Origin of the sequence: Nostoc sp. KVJ3, assembly GCF_026127265.1 — a bacterium.
Lineage (GTDB): Bacteria > Cyanobacteriota > Cyanobacteriia > Cyanobacteriales > Nostocaceae > Nostoc.
In genome coordinates this window covers 3,747,754-3,763,652 of the sequence record NZ_WWFG01000001.1, presented here as the reverse complement: position 1 = coordinate 3,763,652, position 15,899 = coordinate 3,747,754, and the positions used below count along the sequence as shown (strand labels likewise).

The window sequence follows — 15,899 nt, the reverse complement described above, 5'->3', positions numbered from 1 at the left end:
CGCAATGAAAATTGGGCATTTTTTTACTTGGAGTACTCTAATTAAAAGTTTTTAAAGACGTTTTTTACATTCGCTACAAACTAATTTCCATATTTTTTACATGAATTTAAGTAAGTCGGCGAGAAAAATTCAATGTATTAATCATTCCCATCAAAGCCTCCGGGGTAAATACAAGGGTTCGATACCCTTATATTTACCAATCTTTTTGTAATCTTCATAGTTTAAAACCTTTGTGTAGCAAGGATTTTAGGGTATAATTAAAGAGATCGAGTCAGTAGTCCACCGTTCAGGTCGAAGACCGGGAAACTCTCATCCCAATTGAACGGACTGAACCTTGAAAACTGATATGGGGTTGCATCCAGAAATACAGATTTTATCTGTTAGGTTGGTTGCGTAAAATCAGTTACCTTGGTTGTACAAAACTTTGGTTTCTTGTACAAAACAGCGGTGTGGACGCATCGTTGCTGGCTGTGGAGGTTACTGGAATACCAGACCCGTGAATCAGCAAATTCTAGCTGCGAGGTTAGATGCTCCCGCTACATTGCTTGCAATTAGCGGTGAGAGTCGTCACTCCTACCAATCAGAGTTGCAATTGCCTTAACTAACTCATCTGGTTCAACTGGTTTGGACAGATGCCTGTGAAATCCTGATTTGAGTGCTTGTTGCTGGTTGATTTCTCCGGCATAAGCAGTTAAGGCGATCGCAGGAATCTGTTTAGCTTGCTTTGCTTGCAATACTTTAATTTGACGCATCAGCATATAGCCATCGATCTCTGGCATTCCAATATCACTGAGCATAATATCTGGTTGTGACTCTGCCAATACTTGCAGTGCTTCTTTTGCCGATGCCGCAGCAATTACCCTTGCTCCAGCCTGTTCTAGCACAAATGTGTGGAACTCACGGGTATCATCGTCATCGTCCACAACTAAAATTTCAATGCCTGTAAGGATTTCATCTGTCAAAGAGGTATTTAGAGCATCATTTATCTGTTGTTGTGGGCTTAACTCTTTTTTGATGAGCGGTAGCCTAACTGTAAAAATAGCTCCTTGCCCTTCCCCTAAACTTTCAGCCCAAATCGTGCCACCGTGTAATTCTATCAGATGACGGACAATTGCTAACCCTAATCCCAACCCACCAAACCTTCGGGTTGTTGTGCCATCAGCCTGACGAAAATATTCAAATACATAAGGGAGAAATTCCGGGCTAATTCCCTTACCTGTATCACTGACAGTAATTTGAGCTTGAGTATCAATGCGCTCTAGTTGAATCTCAATTTTTCCTCCTTCAGGAGTGAATTTAACGGCATTAGATAACAGATTCCAGATTACTTGTTGTAAACGACCAGAATCACCCAAAACTTGCCCGAAGGAAGCATCCAGCATTGTGTGAATTTGAATCTCTTTAGCCTCTGCTGCCAAATGCACTGTCTCCAATCCCGCCTCAATAACAGACACTAGGTTGACGGGAAACATATTAAGGTTGAGTTTACCTTGTAAGATCCGAGAGACATCAAGCAAGTCTTCAATTAGTTGCGCTTGTAATTTAGCATTGCGCTCGATGGTTGCAATCGCTTTATTAATCTCTGCTGGTTGAAATTTACGAGTTTGTAAGAGTCTCGCCCAACCAAGAATAGGATTGAGAGGCGATCGCAATTCATGGGAAAGCACCGCCAAAAACTCATCTTTTATCCGGTTGGCTGTTTCGGCTTCAGTTCTCGCAGCTTGCTCAAGTTCCAGAAGGCGATCGCGTTCGGCTTCTGTTGTTTTGCGATCGCTAATTTCTGTAACAAAAATGCTTACTCCTTCACCAAAAGGGTAGATGCGATTCTCAAACCAGCGTTGCCAAGGGGTATAAAAGTATTCAAAGCGAACAACGTTCTGTTGGGCGATCGCTCGATGAACTTGGGTATAAAATTCGGTTTTAACCATATCAGGAAATACTTCCCAAAGGATCCTACCTAGTAAATCTTCCTTTGGGATGCCCACAACATCTGCTACGCGATCGTTAACAAAGGTATAACGCCACTCCCGATCCAACACATAAAACTGGTCTTGGATACCAGCCAGGACAGTTTCTAAGTGTGCTTTCGCAACCTCAGCTTCAATCCGTAGTCCTTGTTCTCGTTGCATTGCCTCCTCGCGGAGACGAGCCATTTTGAGGGCTGCCTCTACCCGCGCTAACAATTCCCGAGCCGAAAAGGGTTTAATTAAGTAATCATCGGCTCCCGCTTCTAACCCTTCCACCCGTGCCTCTTCTCCCGCCCGCGCCGACAGCAGAATGATCGGAACTTTTTGCGTCTGCGGATCGGTTCGCAATTCTTGCAGGAGTCCAAAGCCATCTAATCCAGGCATCATTACGTCTGTCAGTACCAAGTCTGGGACACACCCACGAGCAGAATCCAAAGCCGCTAAACCGTCTGCCACTGATTCGACCTCATACTGCTGACTTAATAGCCGTTTGACGTAATCGCGCATATCTGCGTTATCGTCAGCTAGGAGAATTCGGGGGGTAGGGGAGGCAGGGGGGCAGGGGAGGTAGGGGAGGTAGGGGAGGCAGGGGAGGTAGGGGAGGCGGGGGAGGCAGGGGAAGAATCTATATATGATGTGTACTCTTCTTGAACTATTTCTTCTCCCCCTGCTTCTCTTCTCCCCCTGCTTCCCCTGCTCTCTTCTTCCGGTAGCCAACGCACGGCTTCTTCTAAATAGGGTGTTGTACCTAATGCGGTTGAAGCTAAAGTTCTAGGGGCGCTAATTCGGTCTGGAGGCAAATGAGCGGATCCCGTTGGAATTGATACAGTAAAGCAACTACCTGCTCCGAGAACACTTGTCACCTTGACTGTTCCACCATGCATTTGCACCAATTCTTGCACCAGTGACAATCCAATTCCCGATCCTTCAAAAGTTCGTCCTTGCGCGCCTTTGACGCGGTGGAATCGTTCAAAAAGATGGGGGATTTCTTCTGCTGGGATACCAATTCCTGTATCTTGAACTGAAAACTCAATGCAATCGTTTAGCCACTGCAAGCTGACCACGATTTTTCCAGCCATCGTAAACTTGAATGCATTCGATAGCAGGTTCAGAACAATCTTTTCCCACATCTCCCGATCTACATACACTGGTGTCGGTAGGGAAGGACAGTTGACTGATAACTGCATCTCTGCGCGTTCTACTGCGGAACGAAATACACTAGCTAGTTCTGCGGTGAAAGTGGCTAGATCGGTGGGTTCATAAGAGGCTTGAACTCGTCCGGCTTCGATGCGTGAGAAGTCTAGCAGACTATTGACCAGTTTTAATAGGCGCAGTCCATTGCGTTGCACCATTTTTAACTGCTCTCGTTCGTTGGCTGGCAGCAGGGTGGCGCAATTGGCTAAGGTTTCCTCTAATGGCCCTAGCATCAGCGTCAGGGGCGTACGAAACTCGTGGCTGACATTGCTGAAAAAGACGGTTTTCGCGCGATCGATTTCTGCCAAGGCTTGGGCGCGTTTGCGTTCTTCCTCGTAAGCTTGCGCATTGGCAATGCTGGCAGCAATTTGAGCCGCAACTAAATCGATGAATCCTCTATAATTATCATCAAATAGCCTGAAGGGATTCAACCCAACAATTAATATACCAGATTTTCCCGTCTGACCGGATGGGGCAATTGGCACTGCGATCGCTTGATGGGGCGATCGCCCCCACACTCCGCAAGGTAACCTACTAAAAGACACTTCCAAATCAGAAATCAGTTTTGCCTGATGTGTTCTAATTACTTCCGCAAATGGCCAAACTGAATCAGAATCGAGATCGACTGTTTCAGGAACTGCTACATGATTTTTGTCGATGCGACACGTTCCAGCCAGAAAAACTTGCTGCTGATCTGGATCAACCAGATAAATCATCGCGAAAGGGAGATCGTAAGGGTTGCTCTCTAAACAATTCGCACTTACTGTACAAGCTTGATCGAATGTCCGCGCATCTGCCGTCCTCGCCGCTAGTTCGCGCAAAAGTGCTAACTGACGCTCACCAACGATCCTCTGAGTGTCGTCCGTGTTAGCGCAGATGATTCCACCTGTGTCACCCCGATCATTCGGAACCGGGCTATATGAAAAAGTATAATAGGTTTCCTCCGGGTAGCCGTTGCGCTCCATAATTAGCAGTAACGCTTCGTCATAAGTGCCTTCGTTCTTCAGCATTGCTGATTCGGCGCGAGGCCCAACCTGATCCCATATTTCCCGCCACACCAAACAAGCTGGCTGTCCAAGGGCTTCTGGATGTTTGCCGCCAATAATAGCCTTGTAAGCATCATTATAAAGATTTATGAGTTCTTCGCCCCACCAGACAAACATGGCTTGGCGGCAGGTTAGCATAATCCGCACGGCAGTCCTTAAACTCTGTGGCCACTGCTGTGCCGGGCCAAGGGAGGTTTTTGACCAGTCGTATTCTCGCATCCTAGCACCCATTTCACCCCACCGATAAGGAAATTTACGTCGGCGTTGCTTGCTGACGTTGACTCGTTCTTCATTAATTCCTCTCGATTGGTCATGCGTCGGTTACAAGTTATATTTGTGGTCGTCTTTTAGGAAAATCCTTTCTAAATTATAGGACTTACGCATTGATAGGAAAGACCAAGTATAGATGATTGGAAAAACCAGATCCGCGTCGTAGGGGCAATTCATGAATTGCCCCTACACCTGACGAGATGATGTTGTAGGTGCGTATGCAAAAATATTTATGTCATTGCGTAGGCGGAGCCTTCCCGTAGGGTACGGAATGAAATGTAGAGAAGCAATCCCAAGACCTTGGGATTGCTTCATTCCGCTTTGCTCCATTCGCAATGACAAATGTATATTTATTTTTGCATTACTACTTACCACATTTGAATGGGAACCGCTATATTTGTTTCTAAGCAGCATTTATTCTTTGTAAACCAGTGTAAATATTGAACCGTTCTCCACGCAAGAATCCAATTAAGGTAATGCCAAATTCTTTGGCGACAGATACCGCTAAACTACTGGGAGCAGAAACAGAACAAACAATAGGAACTCCAGCAGTTGTAGACTTTTGCAAAATCTCAAAACTAGAGCGTCCGCTCACTAAGACAATACAATTATCTAAAGGCAACTCGTCACTGAGGAAAGCTGAACCAATCAATTTATCCAAAGCATTGTGTCGCCCAACATCCTCGTGCAGGTTTAACAGTTGTCCTTGAGCATCGAAGGTAGCCGCAGCGTGCAAACCTCCTGTAGCAGTGAAGATACCTTGAGCGGCCCGGAGCTTATCTGGTAGGCTGTAGATGATCTCAGGCGTGACTGTGGGGCCAGAAGGAATCACTGAACATCCCCGCAGACGCAAAGCCTCAAGGCTAGCTTTACCACACACTCCACAGGCGCTACTAGTGTAGAAATGACGTTCCAAAGGCTGTAAGTCTGGAATTAACCCATCCCGCAGTTCTACATTCACGATGTTATGGCGCTGTTCCCCGTCTACCAATTCATCCACACAGTAGCTGATCCGTCGGATATCTTCTCTGCGGCTAACGACTCCTTCACCGTAGAGGAAACCAGCCGCTAGTTCAAAATCTGCCCCTGGTGTTCGCATAGTTACAGCTACCGTCTTCTGGAAAGGAACAAGACGAATTTCTAAAGGTTCCTCAGTAGTAAGATGATCTAAGCGAGGCTGTACTTGACCTTTTTCTATTACCCAAACAGTGGCTTTGGTTTTGCTTTTAGCTGGCATTGTCATATTTGCGATCCTTGGTGAATTTAAATTTTGATACTAATCTGGAAACAGAGTAATGCTATTTATGAACCTAAAATTTTTGACTTTCAGGAAAATTTTATTGGCAATAGTCTTTGTGACTTCCCTTGGTTTTGCAGGATACCTAGTGGGTAATAACATTAGTCAGAGAGTAATTGAAAAATCTCTTGCAAAACAAGTCATGTCTACCTCCACGGTGGGAAAAAGTTCTCAACTACAGACACTTTTAAATGAGATAGTTGCAGAACAAAAAATCCCTGGTGGAGTCATGTATATTTCTACACCTAAAGGTTCTTGGTTGGGAGTATCTGGTGTCAATAACTTGTCAACTAAAACCCGGATGAAAACCACAGATGGCTTTTCCATTGCCAGTATGAGTAAGACTTTTATGGCGGTGGTTGTGCTGAAATTAGTGCAGCAAGGGAAGATAAACTTAGATCGAGCGATCGCAACCTACTTACCAACAGACATCAGTCCTCATATTGTCAACAGCGATAAAATTACAGTTCGTCAACTGCTCAATCATACCAGTGGTGTTGCGGAGTACTTAGATACAAAAGAGTTTCTTCAAGCTACTGCGAAAAGAAGTCGCTCACAGCCTTGGACAGCCAGAGAAGCTATTAAGTATATGTACCAAGAAGAACCACAGGCAAATCCTGGAGAAAAATTTATTTATACTGATTGCAACTACATTCTTTTGGAACTGATTGTGGAAAATATAACTAGGGGAACCCTCGCACAAGCTATCCGCAGTCAGATTTTAAAACCATTAGGGTTAAAACATACCTTCACAGAATTGCGCGAACCGACAATTGGAGAAGTAGCTACAGGTTATGGCGATCGCTATAAGGATGGTAAGCTAGATAGCTACGCCGATGTCAACGATGGCAATGGTTTGGGAGATGGTGGATTAGTTTCAACAGCAGAGGATTTAGCCAAGTTCGCCAAAGCGTTATTTATCAAAAAAACCTTACTTTCATCGAAGATGATGAAAGAAATGCTGAAATTTAAAGATAATGGCGAAAGTTATAGTTATGGGTTAGGTGTAGAACGGTTCTCATCTCCTTTAGAAACAGCAATTGGACATAGTGGTATAGCTTATGGCTTCACAACATTGCTGGCATATCTCCCGAATCAAAACACCACTATAATAGTGCTGCTAAACGCTCAGAATGTTGATATTAAATCAATAGCTAGAACTGGCTTAGAAGTTGTAAGTAATAAATGATGCTAATATCGCTAGAATTTCACAGTCTATTAGACATCTGGTGAAATTAAATATGCGTTATCCACAACCCTTGTAGAGACGTAGCAGTGCTACGTCTCTACATTCTTTTTTGGAGATGTCTATTGTGGAAAACCAGAATCGGAAACAGGATATTTTTACATTGATACCTAGATAGAAAGAGTCGCCCTGACAAAGGATTTGGATCTCCAATTAAAGATGCAGAAATCTCAGAATTACCTAAATGGCAATATTTTCAAGCTAACCATAGACTTTCAGCTTAAAATAACTAAGTCAATCTTCAAACCAAGCTTAATCTCAATATTTAAGTTTGTAACTATTAAAACTTCCTGTACTGAGTAAATTAGGCAAAAATATGGCTACGAAAATTCCTGTCACAGTGATTACAGGCTTCTTAGGTAGTGGGAAAACCAGCCTAATTCGCCACCTGCTACAAAACAACCAAGGCCGCCGCATTGCCGTTTTAGTCAATGAATTTGGCGAACTCGGTATTGATGGCGAATTGTTAAAATCTTGTCAAATTTGTCCCGAAGATGGTGAGGGTGACACTAATATCTTTGAATTAACTAACGGCTGCTTATGTTGCACCGTGCAGGAAGAGTTTTACCCAACGATGCAAGAGTTAATCAAGCGGCGAGATAGTATCGACTGCATTTTGATTGAAACCTCTGGTTTAGCCCTACCAAAACCATTGGTGAAGGCTTTTCGCTGGCAAGAAATTCGCAACGCCGCCACTGTAGATGCGGTAATTACGGTGGTAGATTGTGCGGCGGTTGCAGCAGGGACATTTGCTAGCGATCCAGATGCGATCGCAGCCCAGCGACAAGCTGATGATAATCTAGAACATGAAACACCCTTGCAAGAACTGTTTGAAGACCAACTTGCTTGTGCAGACTTAGTGGTGTTGAATAAAATTGACTTGGTGGATGCTGAGACAAAAGCCAGAGTTGAGGAATTGATTAAGCAAGAGTTACCCAGAGTGGTGAAGATTGTCGAGAGCGATCATTCTCAACTAGATGCATCTATATTATTAGGAATCCAAGCCGCAGTTGAAGACAATTTAGATTCTCGTCCTAGTCATCACGATACCGAAGAAGACCACAATCACGACGAAGAAATTACTTCAACTAATCTAGTTTTGGATCGTACTTTTGATCCAGAAAAGCTGCAACAGCAGTTAGAGAAATTAGCACAAGAACAAGAAATTTACCGGATTAAAGGGTTTGTCGCAGTGCCAAATAAATCCATGCGTTTGGTAATGCAAGGCGTAGGAACTCGATTTGATAAATTTTACGATCGCGCCTGGAAACCTGAAGAGGCGCGGCAAACCCGCTTAGTTTTTATCGGACGTGATTTAAAGTCTTCAGAAATCGAATCGCAACTTGTAGCTTTGTAAATATATATAGATTCCCGACTTCTCAAAGAAGTCGGGAATCTATATACTGAGAGGTTGTTTGAAAAGTAGTTTGCTGTGATTTTAGGCACTTATTGATCCCCCCTAGCCCCCCTTAAAAAAGGGGGGAACCGCAATTAAAGTCCCCCTTTTTAAGGGGAGCCACTGCGGTCTTGGGGTCTCCTCAAGTGAAGCAAGTGGCGTGGATTTAGGGGGATCTAAAATGTTTTGCTACCGAGAAGAGGACTTTTCAAACATCCTCTGAGAGTTATGAGTTATGAATAATTAGTTAATGCAAAACAATAGCTGAAAATTCTTCCCTTTACAAAAATATGACAATCTCTCAACTTTTTAACGTCGCCAATCTTTTTGTGTTACCTTTTTGGGCACTGATGATTTTATTGCCAAATTGGAAAGTTACACGGCAGATAATGTCATCATATTTGCCCTTTGTGCTGTTGGCTGGAGCGTATTTGTATTTGTTTATCAGCAGTATTACGCCAGAAAATGCCCAAGCTTTATCAAATCCCCAATTAGCTGATATCGCTAAATTTTTTGCAGATGAAACGGCTGCTGCAACGGGTTGGATTCATTTTCTAGTCATGGATTTATTCGTCGGTCGCTGGATTTATTGGGAAGGGCAGAAAACAGGTATTTGGACAATTCATTCCCTTGCACTGTGTTTATTTGCTGGCCCTATGGGATTACTCTCTCACATCTTGACTTACTGGATTACTAAGACATTTTTCCCGAAATTTCAGCACAATGAAACGGTGATGGTAGAAGAAAAAGCGTAAAAAACCAGATACCCGACTTCTCAAAGAAGTCGGGTATCTTCTAGTTAAGCGTTGTCGTGTCTATAGTCGGCATCTAACCAACAGCGTGGTAGAACTTCACCTGAAGGAAAAACGAGATTTTCTTTTTTAAAACTATCAGGTGGTTGTTCTTCTTCACCTTCTTGTTCTCGTCCATGAACAACATTACTATTCGGATCGAGCAGTTCTTGAATTTCGAGAATTTTCACCAATTTTTCACTATCTTTGAGTTGTAAAAGCATAGAAATTGCCTCAATGAGTTTGCATGAAAGTTCAAAGCGAGTCTCAACATAAACTCGCTCAAATCTAAACTGATTTTGAACGCGGAGATTCCTTAATTGTTAAAGGAAATTTTTATCAGATATCCACAGAGAAATTACACAAGGTTCATCTGTATGTATCTGTAGAGTTAATTTTTATAAAATTGACACAGCGAGGTTATACCTAATTCAGCAGACAAAACTGAATCAGGAAGTGCTGATTAATAAAATTGCTTAACTAAGATAATATTTGTTTTAGCAATTATGAATCGCGTTGAAATTTCTCCAAAATATCAACTAAAGTAACCTGGCATTGCAGTGGCAGTAAATCGATTAAAGGAAGTTCACTTCTACCGCCGCCAATTTTTACTGTAATTGATTGCAAGACTTTTAAAACTTGGTCTTCATTTACACTGTTAGAAGTAATTAAAGGATACAGTCGTTCAGCGACAAGGGTATGCAGTTTGGCATTAGATAAATAAAGATGCCATTTGGCAATGTCCATATAGACACTTTCGCCAATCTCAGCTGCTAGGGCTTCTAGTAGTTCTGTGGTGTTAGTCTTAGCCATAAAAATAACCCTAAATTAAGAAAGAGCGCGAAATCTCAGGCTTTTTTACATTATCACTCAATTAAAAGGCTGATTCCACTACCACAGGTTACAATCGCCCCAGCATCAGCAGTCCGTCTTCAGGTGGATTTGGTTGGAGTTTCGGTGTAGTTAGCGATCGCACTAATATAAATCAGATGCGCTAACACTATTCCTGTCCAACTTAAAGTCAGCAAAGGCAGCCACTCCCAGGTAGTGTCTTTCAAAATGTGGAAAAACCACAAGCCAGAATTAATCGTAGCAGCGATCGCTACATGGGTGGCAAAATTCATCCGGTCATCGATCTTACGATAATCAGGGTCTTTGCGATCGGGTTTGCGGGGCCAACGAGGAGGCATAAATATTTGTTACAGATTTCAATACACCCTATTTATTCTAAGGTTTTTGTGGCAATGCTTGCTATTAGACCCTTACAACCAGTCATAATTGAATTGCCAGTCATAATTGAATTGTAAGTCAAGAGCCACTGGGTTAAATCAGATGACGATCTTTGAGCAAATAGACCCCGATCTCCTCTATCCAGATAGTGACGGCAAACCAATGGCAGACAATACAGAACAATATCGTTGGATTGTCCTGATTAAGGAGAATTTAGAGATTCTGCTTGCTAATAATGAGAATGTTTTGATTGCGGGAGATTTACTTTGGTATCCCGTCCGTTCTCGGCTAATTGCACCAACTGCACCTGATGTCATGGTTGTTTTCGGTAGATCAAAGGGAAAACGTCGTTCTTATCGTCAGTGGCAAGAAGATAATATTCCACCGCAAGTAGTCTTTGAAATTCTTTCTTATAGTAATGATACCAAGGAAATGGAGCGGAAGCTGGAGTTTTACGATACTTACGGGGTTGAAGAATACTATTTATACGATCCTGAAAGCTTTCAACTAGATGGCTGGTTGCGGCAAAATAACCATTTGAATAAGCTATGGCAAATGGATGGTTGGACAAGCCCCCGCTTAGGAGTTAAATTTCAGACGGGGCAAGGGGAGTTAGTAATTTACCGTCCAGATGGACAAAGATTTTTAAATTCCCTAGAACTCAATCAACGGGCAGAACAGGCTGAGTTATTGGTAGAACAAGAACGTCAACGTGCTGAACAGGAACGTCAACGCGCCGAACAGGAACGTCAACGCGCTGAACAGTTGGCAGCATATTTGCGTAATCTCGGCATTGATCCTGACAATCTCCCGTGAGTGGAGATCAGGGAGATGAGGGAGACCAACGAGGAAGCATAAATATTTGTTACAGATTTAAAGACACCCTATTCATTCTAAGGTTTTTGGGGCATTGATGTCGCGCATCTAGCCTCAATGCCTATTTCTCCCCTGTTTAGTAGTTGTACCACTAGTGACTTCTAAATCATCATACTTATTGACTTTGTAGATGATGGTCGAAAGTAACCAACTGAATATAAAAATGGCAATGATTAAGTAACCAATTGTGCCAAAATTATCACCTAGTTTACTAATGAAATCCCAAAACGGACTTTTCAGTTGTAACTGATCGCCAATAATATTCAGAGCTTCAATTCCACCAATGACCACAGCAACTAGTACAGAAACAAGGGTGATGGTCATGTTGTAGTAAAGCTTGCGGATTGGTTTGACGTAAGCCCAGCCATAAGCACCAAGCATTAAAATACCGTCAGTGGTGTCAATCAGAGACATCCCTGCGGTGAACAAAGCTGGAAACAATAGGATCGACCAGATAGGCAGACCTTTAGCTGCTTGATTCGCAGAAATCCCCAGCAGTGCGACCTCTGTCGCTGTGTCGAAGCCTAAACCAAAAAGGAAACCTAAAGGAAACATTTGCCAGCTACTATCTATCAACCGAAACAAAGGACGAAAAATGCGACCGAGTAGCCCACGTTGGTTTAGAAATTCATCTAAGGATTGCTCGTCGTAGATTCCTCCTCGCTTGACGGTTTGGAAGGTCTTATAAACATCCCACAGCACCACCATATTGATTGCTGCAATTGCTAGTAGGAAAAGTGCAGAAACGGTACTGCTAATTAGCCCTCCAATCTTTTCTAAATTGGGAAAGTTGTTATGGATAGTTGCAGTAGTTAAAGCGATCGCAACAGAGGCAGCAATTACAACGGTGGAATGACCTAGAGAGAAGAAGAATCCAACAGAAACAGGTCGTTTGTTCTCCTGCATCAATTTACGGGTAACATTGTCGATCGCAGCGATGTGATCGGCATCGACAGCATGACGTAAACCAAAGCTATAAGCTAATACGGCAGTCCCAAGCAGAAGAGGATAGCTGTGGAATGCAATTAGGGCAACTACCCAGATCAAAATATTCACGCTAATCAGGAACGCATAAATGTTGATAACTTTACGTCTAACGTTTCTGGAACTATCGTTGAAAACACGCGAAAATCTGGATAGCATTTATCACTCCTCATAAAGGCATATTTCGACAAGATGAAAAATGAATGAGACTCTGTCTGTATGAGCTGTACCAACATAACTGAGCCAGCTATTTCGGTTTCATTCATGAAAATTACTTATGTTGACATTGATGTAAGGTTTAGTAAAACCTATATAAATGACAGAGGTATTGCAAAGTTATGTCAATAGTGTGAATAGTCAGCCCAGTCAGAAAATCCCATTCTTATTTCTTTAGGATTTACGCACAATAGATCCCCCAACCCCCTTAAAAAGTGGACTTTCAGGGTTCCCCACTTTTTAAGGGGGTTAGAGTAGCCCTTTCAAGGTGACTCGAAAAATTTCTTTTTTCTCTCCGTGTTCTCTGCGCCTCTGCGGTTCAAAAGTAACTTATTTAACCGCAGAGGCAATAGAGTTGCCAGTGCGTTGGACGGGTTAAGAGACTTGTAGCAACTGGCGCGACACAGAGACAAGAGAGAATAAAGGGATTTTTTAAGCAAAATTCTTATCCACCTTGAAAGGGCTAGGGGAATCTAATGCCTTGTTCGGTGAGATAATATAGCTTACTACTCTGACAAAGAATAATCTCCTGATTTCCCGCCACTCTTGCTGATTAAACGAATTGATTCAATTTGAATCGACTTCTCTAAAGCTTTCGCCATATCGTATAAAGTCAGGGCAGCCACAGAAACAGCAGTTAAAGCTTCCATCTCTACACCAGTTTCAGCTTTGGTTTTAACTGTGGCTTGAATTTGATAACCAGGTAGTTGTGGATCGGGTATAATTTCGACCGCGATTTTTTGCAAAGGCAACGTATGACACAGAGGAATTAAAGCGGCTGTTTGCTTGGCTGCCATAATCCCAGCCAATCTTGCAGTCGCTAATACGTCGCCTTTTGGAACATTGCCGGCTTGAATTGCAGCGAAGGTTGTTGGCAGCATTCGGACATTAGCCGCAGCTACTGCTTGGCGGATAGTGGGTGCTTTATCAGACACATCTACCATCTGTGCCTGTCCGTGGCGATCTAGATGGGTTAAGCTGACAAAATTAGATGGAAAATTATCTTGCGTCATTTAGTTAGAACGTGTTAATATAGATTATCGGTGAGGGCGTGTAGCTCAGTGGACTAGAGCACGTGGCTACGGACCACGGTGTCGGGGGTTCGAATCCCTCCTCGCCCGTATTTTAAAGTTGAGAGTTGAAAGTTAGGAGTGATGAGTTAAAGTTCTTCACTCCTAACTTTTAAGTTTTTCAAGGCATAAGCATCTGGAGCTAGACCTAGTGCAAAGCGCAGAGAGTTGAACAGGTCTTTGCTCGACTGGGTGAGGAAGATGACAAGTGCTAGGGAAGTCATTGCAGCACCGTAGCCAAACATATTGCGGTAGCCTACCTGTTCGGCAATGATACCCAGAAGAGGAGCAGCGATCGCAATTCCCAGGTCAAGTCCAGCTACACATATAGCAAAAACTTGCCCCCGTTCTTGCGGCTGCGAGCGGTCTGCCATCATTGTAATCATCATCGAGATTAGTGTACCACCACCAGCACCTTCAGCGATCGCAGCCAGCAAGAAAACTATCGCCCTGTCAGCTTGCCACAGCAGTATTAAGGCTAAAACGTAGCAAAAAATACCAAAAGTGATAAACAAACCACGACCAAAGCGATCGCTTGCCTTACCAGCAAAGACTCTGATAGTAAAACTAGAAATTGCCGCCGCCGTAAAAAACAGTCCGCCATTGAAGTCCACTTGACTGGATTTGAGGAATAACGACACAAAGGTATGTACAGCACCGATAGACATCCCAACTAGCAACATAACTATAGTTGGAACTTTCACCTGTGGACTGCTCAAAATTTGCCAAAAATTGCGTAGGCGTAGCCCGTCGTAGACATCGTCTCCCTGAGTTTGTTCCTGTGTCTGCACTGGGGGATTCGTGACTTGGATAATCCCCAAGAGAGCGACAAAACCCAATTCGGCGGATAACAGAAATAATATCCCGTAACCACTTGTAGCTTCCAAATACCCACCCAAGGCAGGGCCAATTGCTAAACCAAGGGGAGTTGCTAGAGTCATGTAACCGATGATTTCACCACGAGTTTCTGCGGGAGCTAAATCTGCGACTAAGGCGCTGTAGCCAGTGGTAAAAGCCGCAACGCTAATGCCGTGAAAAATCCGCACCATGATTAATAATTCAATTGATTGGGTTGCCAAGTAACCAAAGGGTGCGATCGCGGCTACTATCGTACCAACCAACAAGACAATTTTTCGACCACGTTTATCCGCTAACCGTCCCAGTGTCGGGCGAGATAGCAATAAGCCAATGGCAAAACTGCCCATAACAATCCCAATTTCTTGCTTGCTTGCACCCACATCATTGATGTAAAGCGGTAGAGTTGGTAAGAGCGAAGATAGGCTCGACCAAAATAATAAACCTGCCGTAAATAAAATCAGTTGCACAGGAACAATACCAATACTTTCAGCCTTCACTCCCTTAAAAATACTCACCGAATGCTCAATTGTCCTACTTCAGCGTTTGAGCGCCAATACTAGGTATAAAACATACTCAGTCAATATCTCACTCTGAGAGCGTAAATGTATGTCTATCTTACAAATTAAGCACTAAGGGATGTGTATGAAAACAAAGTAGCTGCTTGATATCCTGTCAAAATCTATTCAGAACATGGGATTGTGTTCTTTATCCCAACACTTGCGATCGCTCCAACTTCTGCCAGTATGTTCGCATTCAGATGCATCATCTATCCAAGGAATCGATGTAGAGTGGTACGAAGTTCCAAGGGAAGCTAATAAGCTAGCAGTTAATAAAGGCAATAATAAAGATAAAACTATTAATGTACAAATTGGTAGAATGATTAAATATCCAGTAATCAATAAAATGTTAGTCTGAGTCCAAAAAACTGTTACTGTTTTATTATTTTTTTTGCTAGTTTTTGAATTAGATAAACGCATAATGCAACCCTATTAATATCAGTTTATATAGCAATCCCATTTGATTGCTAAAAGTCAAGCTGACTGAGAACTGGTTGAGATCAGATTTTAGTATGACTTACGCAAAACCACATCTGGTAGGGGCAATTCATGAATTGCCCCTACCGGAAACTCAAGGTTTGGGCTATTTTTTGCGTAAGCCCTGTTTAGCTCTCAGTATATTTGGCAAAAATCAAACAAGAGTCCTATACAAGTACTAATTCTTACTTAAGAACATTATTGAAGCTATATACGCTGATGTCAAATATGTAAGTAAGTACTTCTTATAATTTTTAATCTTTGAGCGCTAAAAAATATTTTTAATGAAAATATGTTGAAGTTATGGCGATTTCTCTAATTAAATATTAGTAAAATTACCTCAAAGTGAATTCTATGCACCTTTCCCTGACTCAATACGGTTCGGTTAAGGTTATTTGATGAAAATAATAGATCCCAAATCCGC

The 15,899-nt window shown here is 42.7% G+C and carries 12 protein-coding genes, 1 tRNA gene and 1 pseudogene; 5 read left to right on the top strand and 9 right to left on the bottom strand.

The window, feature by feature from the left end; all coding sequences use genetic code 11:
- Nucleotides 1–551 precede the first annotated feature (551 nt).
- Both GTQ43_RS15055 and fdhD read right to left on the bottom strand, forming a co-directional pair.
- Nucleotides 552–4,438 (bottom strand): annotated as a pseudogene (locus tag GTQ43_RS15055) (ATP-binding protein).
- Between the two features lie 442 nt (nt 4,439–4,880).
- Nucleotides 4,881–5,720, bottom strand: coding sequence for a formate dehydrogenase accessory sulfurtransferase FdhD (gene fdhD, locus GTQ43_RS15050; RefSeq protein ID WP_265273396.1), 840 nt, complete (start codon nt 5,718–5,720; stop codon nt 4,881–4,883).
- A gap of 61 nt (nt 5,721–5,781) precedes the next feature.
- Between fdhD and GTQ43_RS15045 the strand changes: the two genes are divergently transcribed.
- The 3 genes from GTQ43_RS15045 (at nt 5,782) to GTQ43_RS15035 (ending at nt 9,171) form a co-directional block, all read left to right on the top strand.
- Complete coding sequence (locus GTQ43_RS15045; protein WP_265273395.1) at nt 5,782–6,963, top strand: serine hydrolase domain-containing protein; 1,182 nt, start codon at nt 5,782–5,784, stop codon at nt 6,961–6,963.
- Between the two features lie 373 nt (nt 6,964–7,336).
- A complete protein-coding gene (cobW, locus tag GTQ43_RS15040) occupies nt 7,337–8,377 on the top strand; it encodes a cobalamin biosynthesis protein CobW (RefSeq protein ID WP_265273394.1) in 1,041 nt (346 codons plus the stop codon).
- A 329-nt stretch (nt 8,378–8,706) separates the two neighbouring features.
- Nucleotides 8,707–9,171, top strand: coding sequence for an ABA4-like family protein (locus GTQ43_RS15035; protein ID WP_265273393.1), 465 nt, complete (start codon nt 8,707–8,709; stop codon nt 9,169–9,171).
- 44 nt (nt 9,172–9,215) lie between these two features.
- Here the strand turns inward: GTQ43_RS15035 and GTQ43_RS15030 are convergent, their stop codons facing one another.
- The 3 genes from GTQ43_RS15030 to GTQ43_RS15020 all read right to left on the bottom strand — a co-directional run bounded on the left by GTQ43_RS15030 (nt 9,216) and on the right by GTQ43_RS15020 (nt 10,397).
- On the bottom strand, nt 9,216–9,431 hold the full coding sequence (locus GTQ43_RS15030; RefSeq protein WP_265273392.1) for an acetyltransferase: 216 nt from the start codon (nt 9,429–9,431) through the stop codon (nt 9,216–9,218).
- Nucleotides 9,432–9,711: 280 nt separating this feature from the next.
- Nucleotides 9,712–10,020: a DUF3181 family protein gene (locus GTQ43_RS15025; protein ID WP_094344125.1), complete on the bottom strand. Its 309-nt coding sequence runs from the start codon at nt 10,018–10,020 to the stop codon at nt 9,712–9,714.
- Between the two features lie 119 nt (nt 10,021–10,139).
- On the bottom strand, nt 10,140–10,397 hold the full coding sequence (locus GTQ43_RS15020) for a hypothetical protein (RefSeq protein WP_265273391.1): 258 nt from the start codon (nt 10,395–10,397) through the stop codon (nt 10,140–10,142).
- A 142-nt stretch (nt 10,398–10,539) separates the two neighbouring features.
- Here GTQ43_RS15020 and GTQ43_RS15015 point away from each other — a divergent pair, with 142 nt between their 5' ends.
- The gene (locus GTQ43_RS15015; protein ID WP_265273390.1) at nt 10,540–11,253 is read left to right on the top strand and encodes a Uma2 family endonuclease; all 714 of its coding nucleotides are present in this window, start codon (nt 10,540–10,542) and stop codon (nt 11,251–11,253) included.
- A gap of 114 nt (nt 11,254–11,367) precedes the next feature.
- Here GTQ43_RS15015 and GTQ43_RS15010 read toward each other — a convergent pair whose 3' ends face one another.
- Both GTQ43_RS15010 and moaC read right to left on the bottom strand, forming a co-directional pair.
- Nucleotides 11,368–12,456 (bottom strand): HoxN/HupN/NixA family nickel/cobalt transporter, encoded by a 1,089-nt coding sequence (locus tag GTQ43_RS15010; protein ID WP_265273389.1) that lies wholly within the window; start codon nt 12,454–12,456, stop codon nt 11,368–11,370.
- Nucleotides 12,457–13,019: 563 nt separating this feature from the next.
- Complete coding sequence (moaC, locus tag GTQ43_RS15005) at nt 13,020–13,526, bottom strand: cyclic pyranopterin monophosphate synthase MoaC (protein ID WP_265273388.1); 507 nt, start codon at nt 13,524–13,526, stop codon at nt 13,020–13,022.
- 34 nt (nt 13,527–13,560) lie between these two features.
- On the opposite strand from moaC, the gene GTQ43_RS15000 reads away from it, so the two are divergent.
- A tRNA-Arg gene (locus GTQ43_RS15000) sits at nt 13,561–13,634 on the top strand.
- 38 nt (nt 13,635–13,672) lie between these two features.
- Here GTQ43_RS15000 and GTQ43_RS14995 read toward each other — a convergent pair.
- Together GTQ43_RS14995 and GTQ43_RS14990 are read right to left on the bottom strand one after the other, a co-directional pair.
- A complete protein-coding gene (locus GTQ43_RS14995; RefSeq protein ID WP_265273387.1) occupies nt 13,673–14,956 on the bottom strand; it encodes an MFS transporter in 1,284 nt (427 codons plus the stop codon).
- A 168-nt stretch (nt 14,957–15,124) separates the two neighbouring features.
- Nucleotides 15,125–15,418, bottom strand: a complete 294-nt coding sequence (locus GTQ43_RS14990) for a hypothetical protein (protein WP_265273386.1) — start codon at nt 15,416–15,418, stop codon at nt 15,125–15,127.
- Nucleotides 15,419–15,899 lie beyond the last annotated feature (481 nt).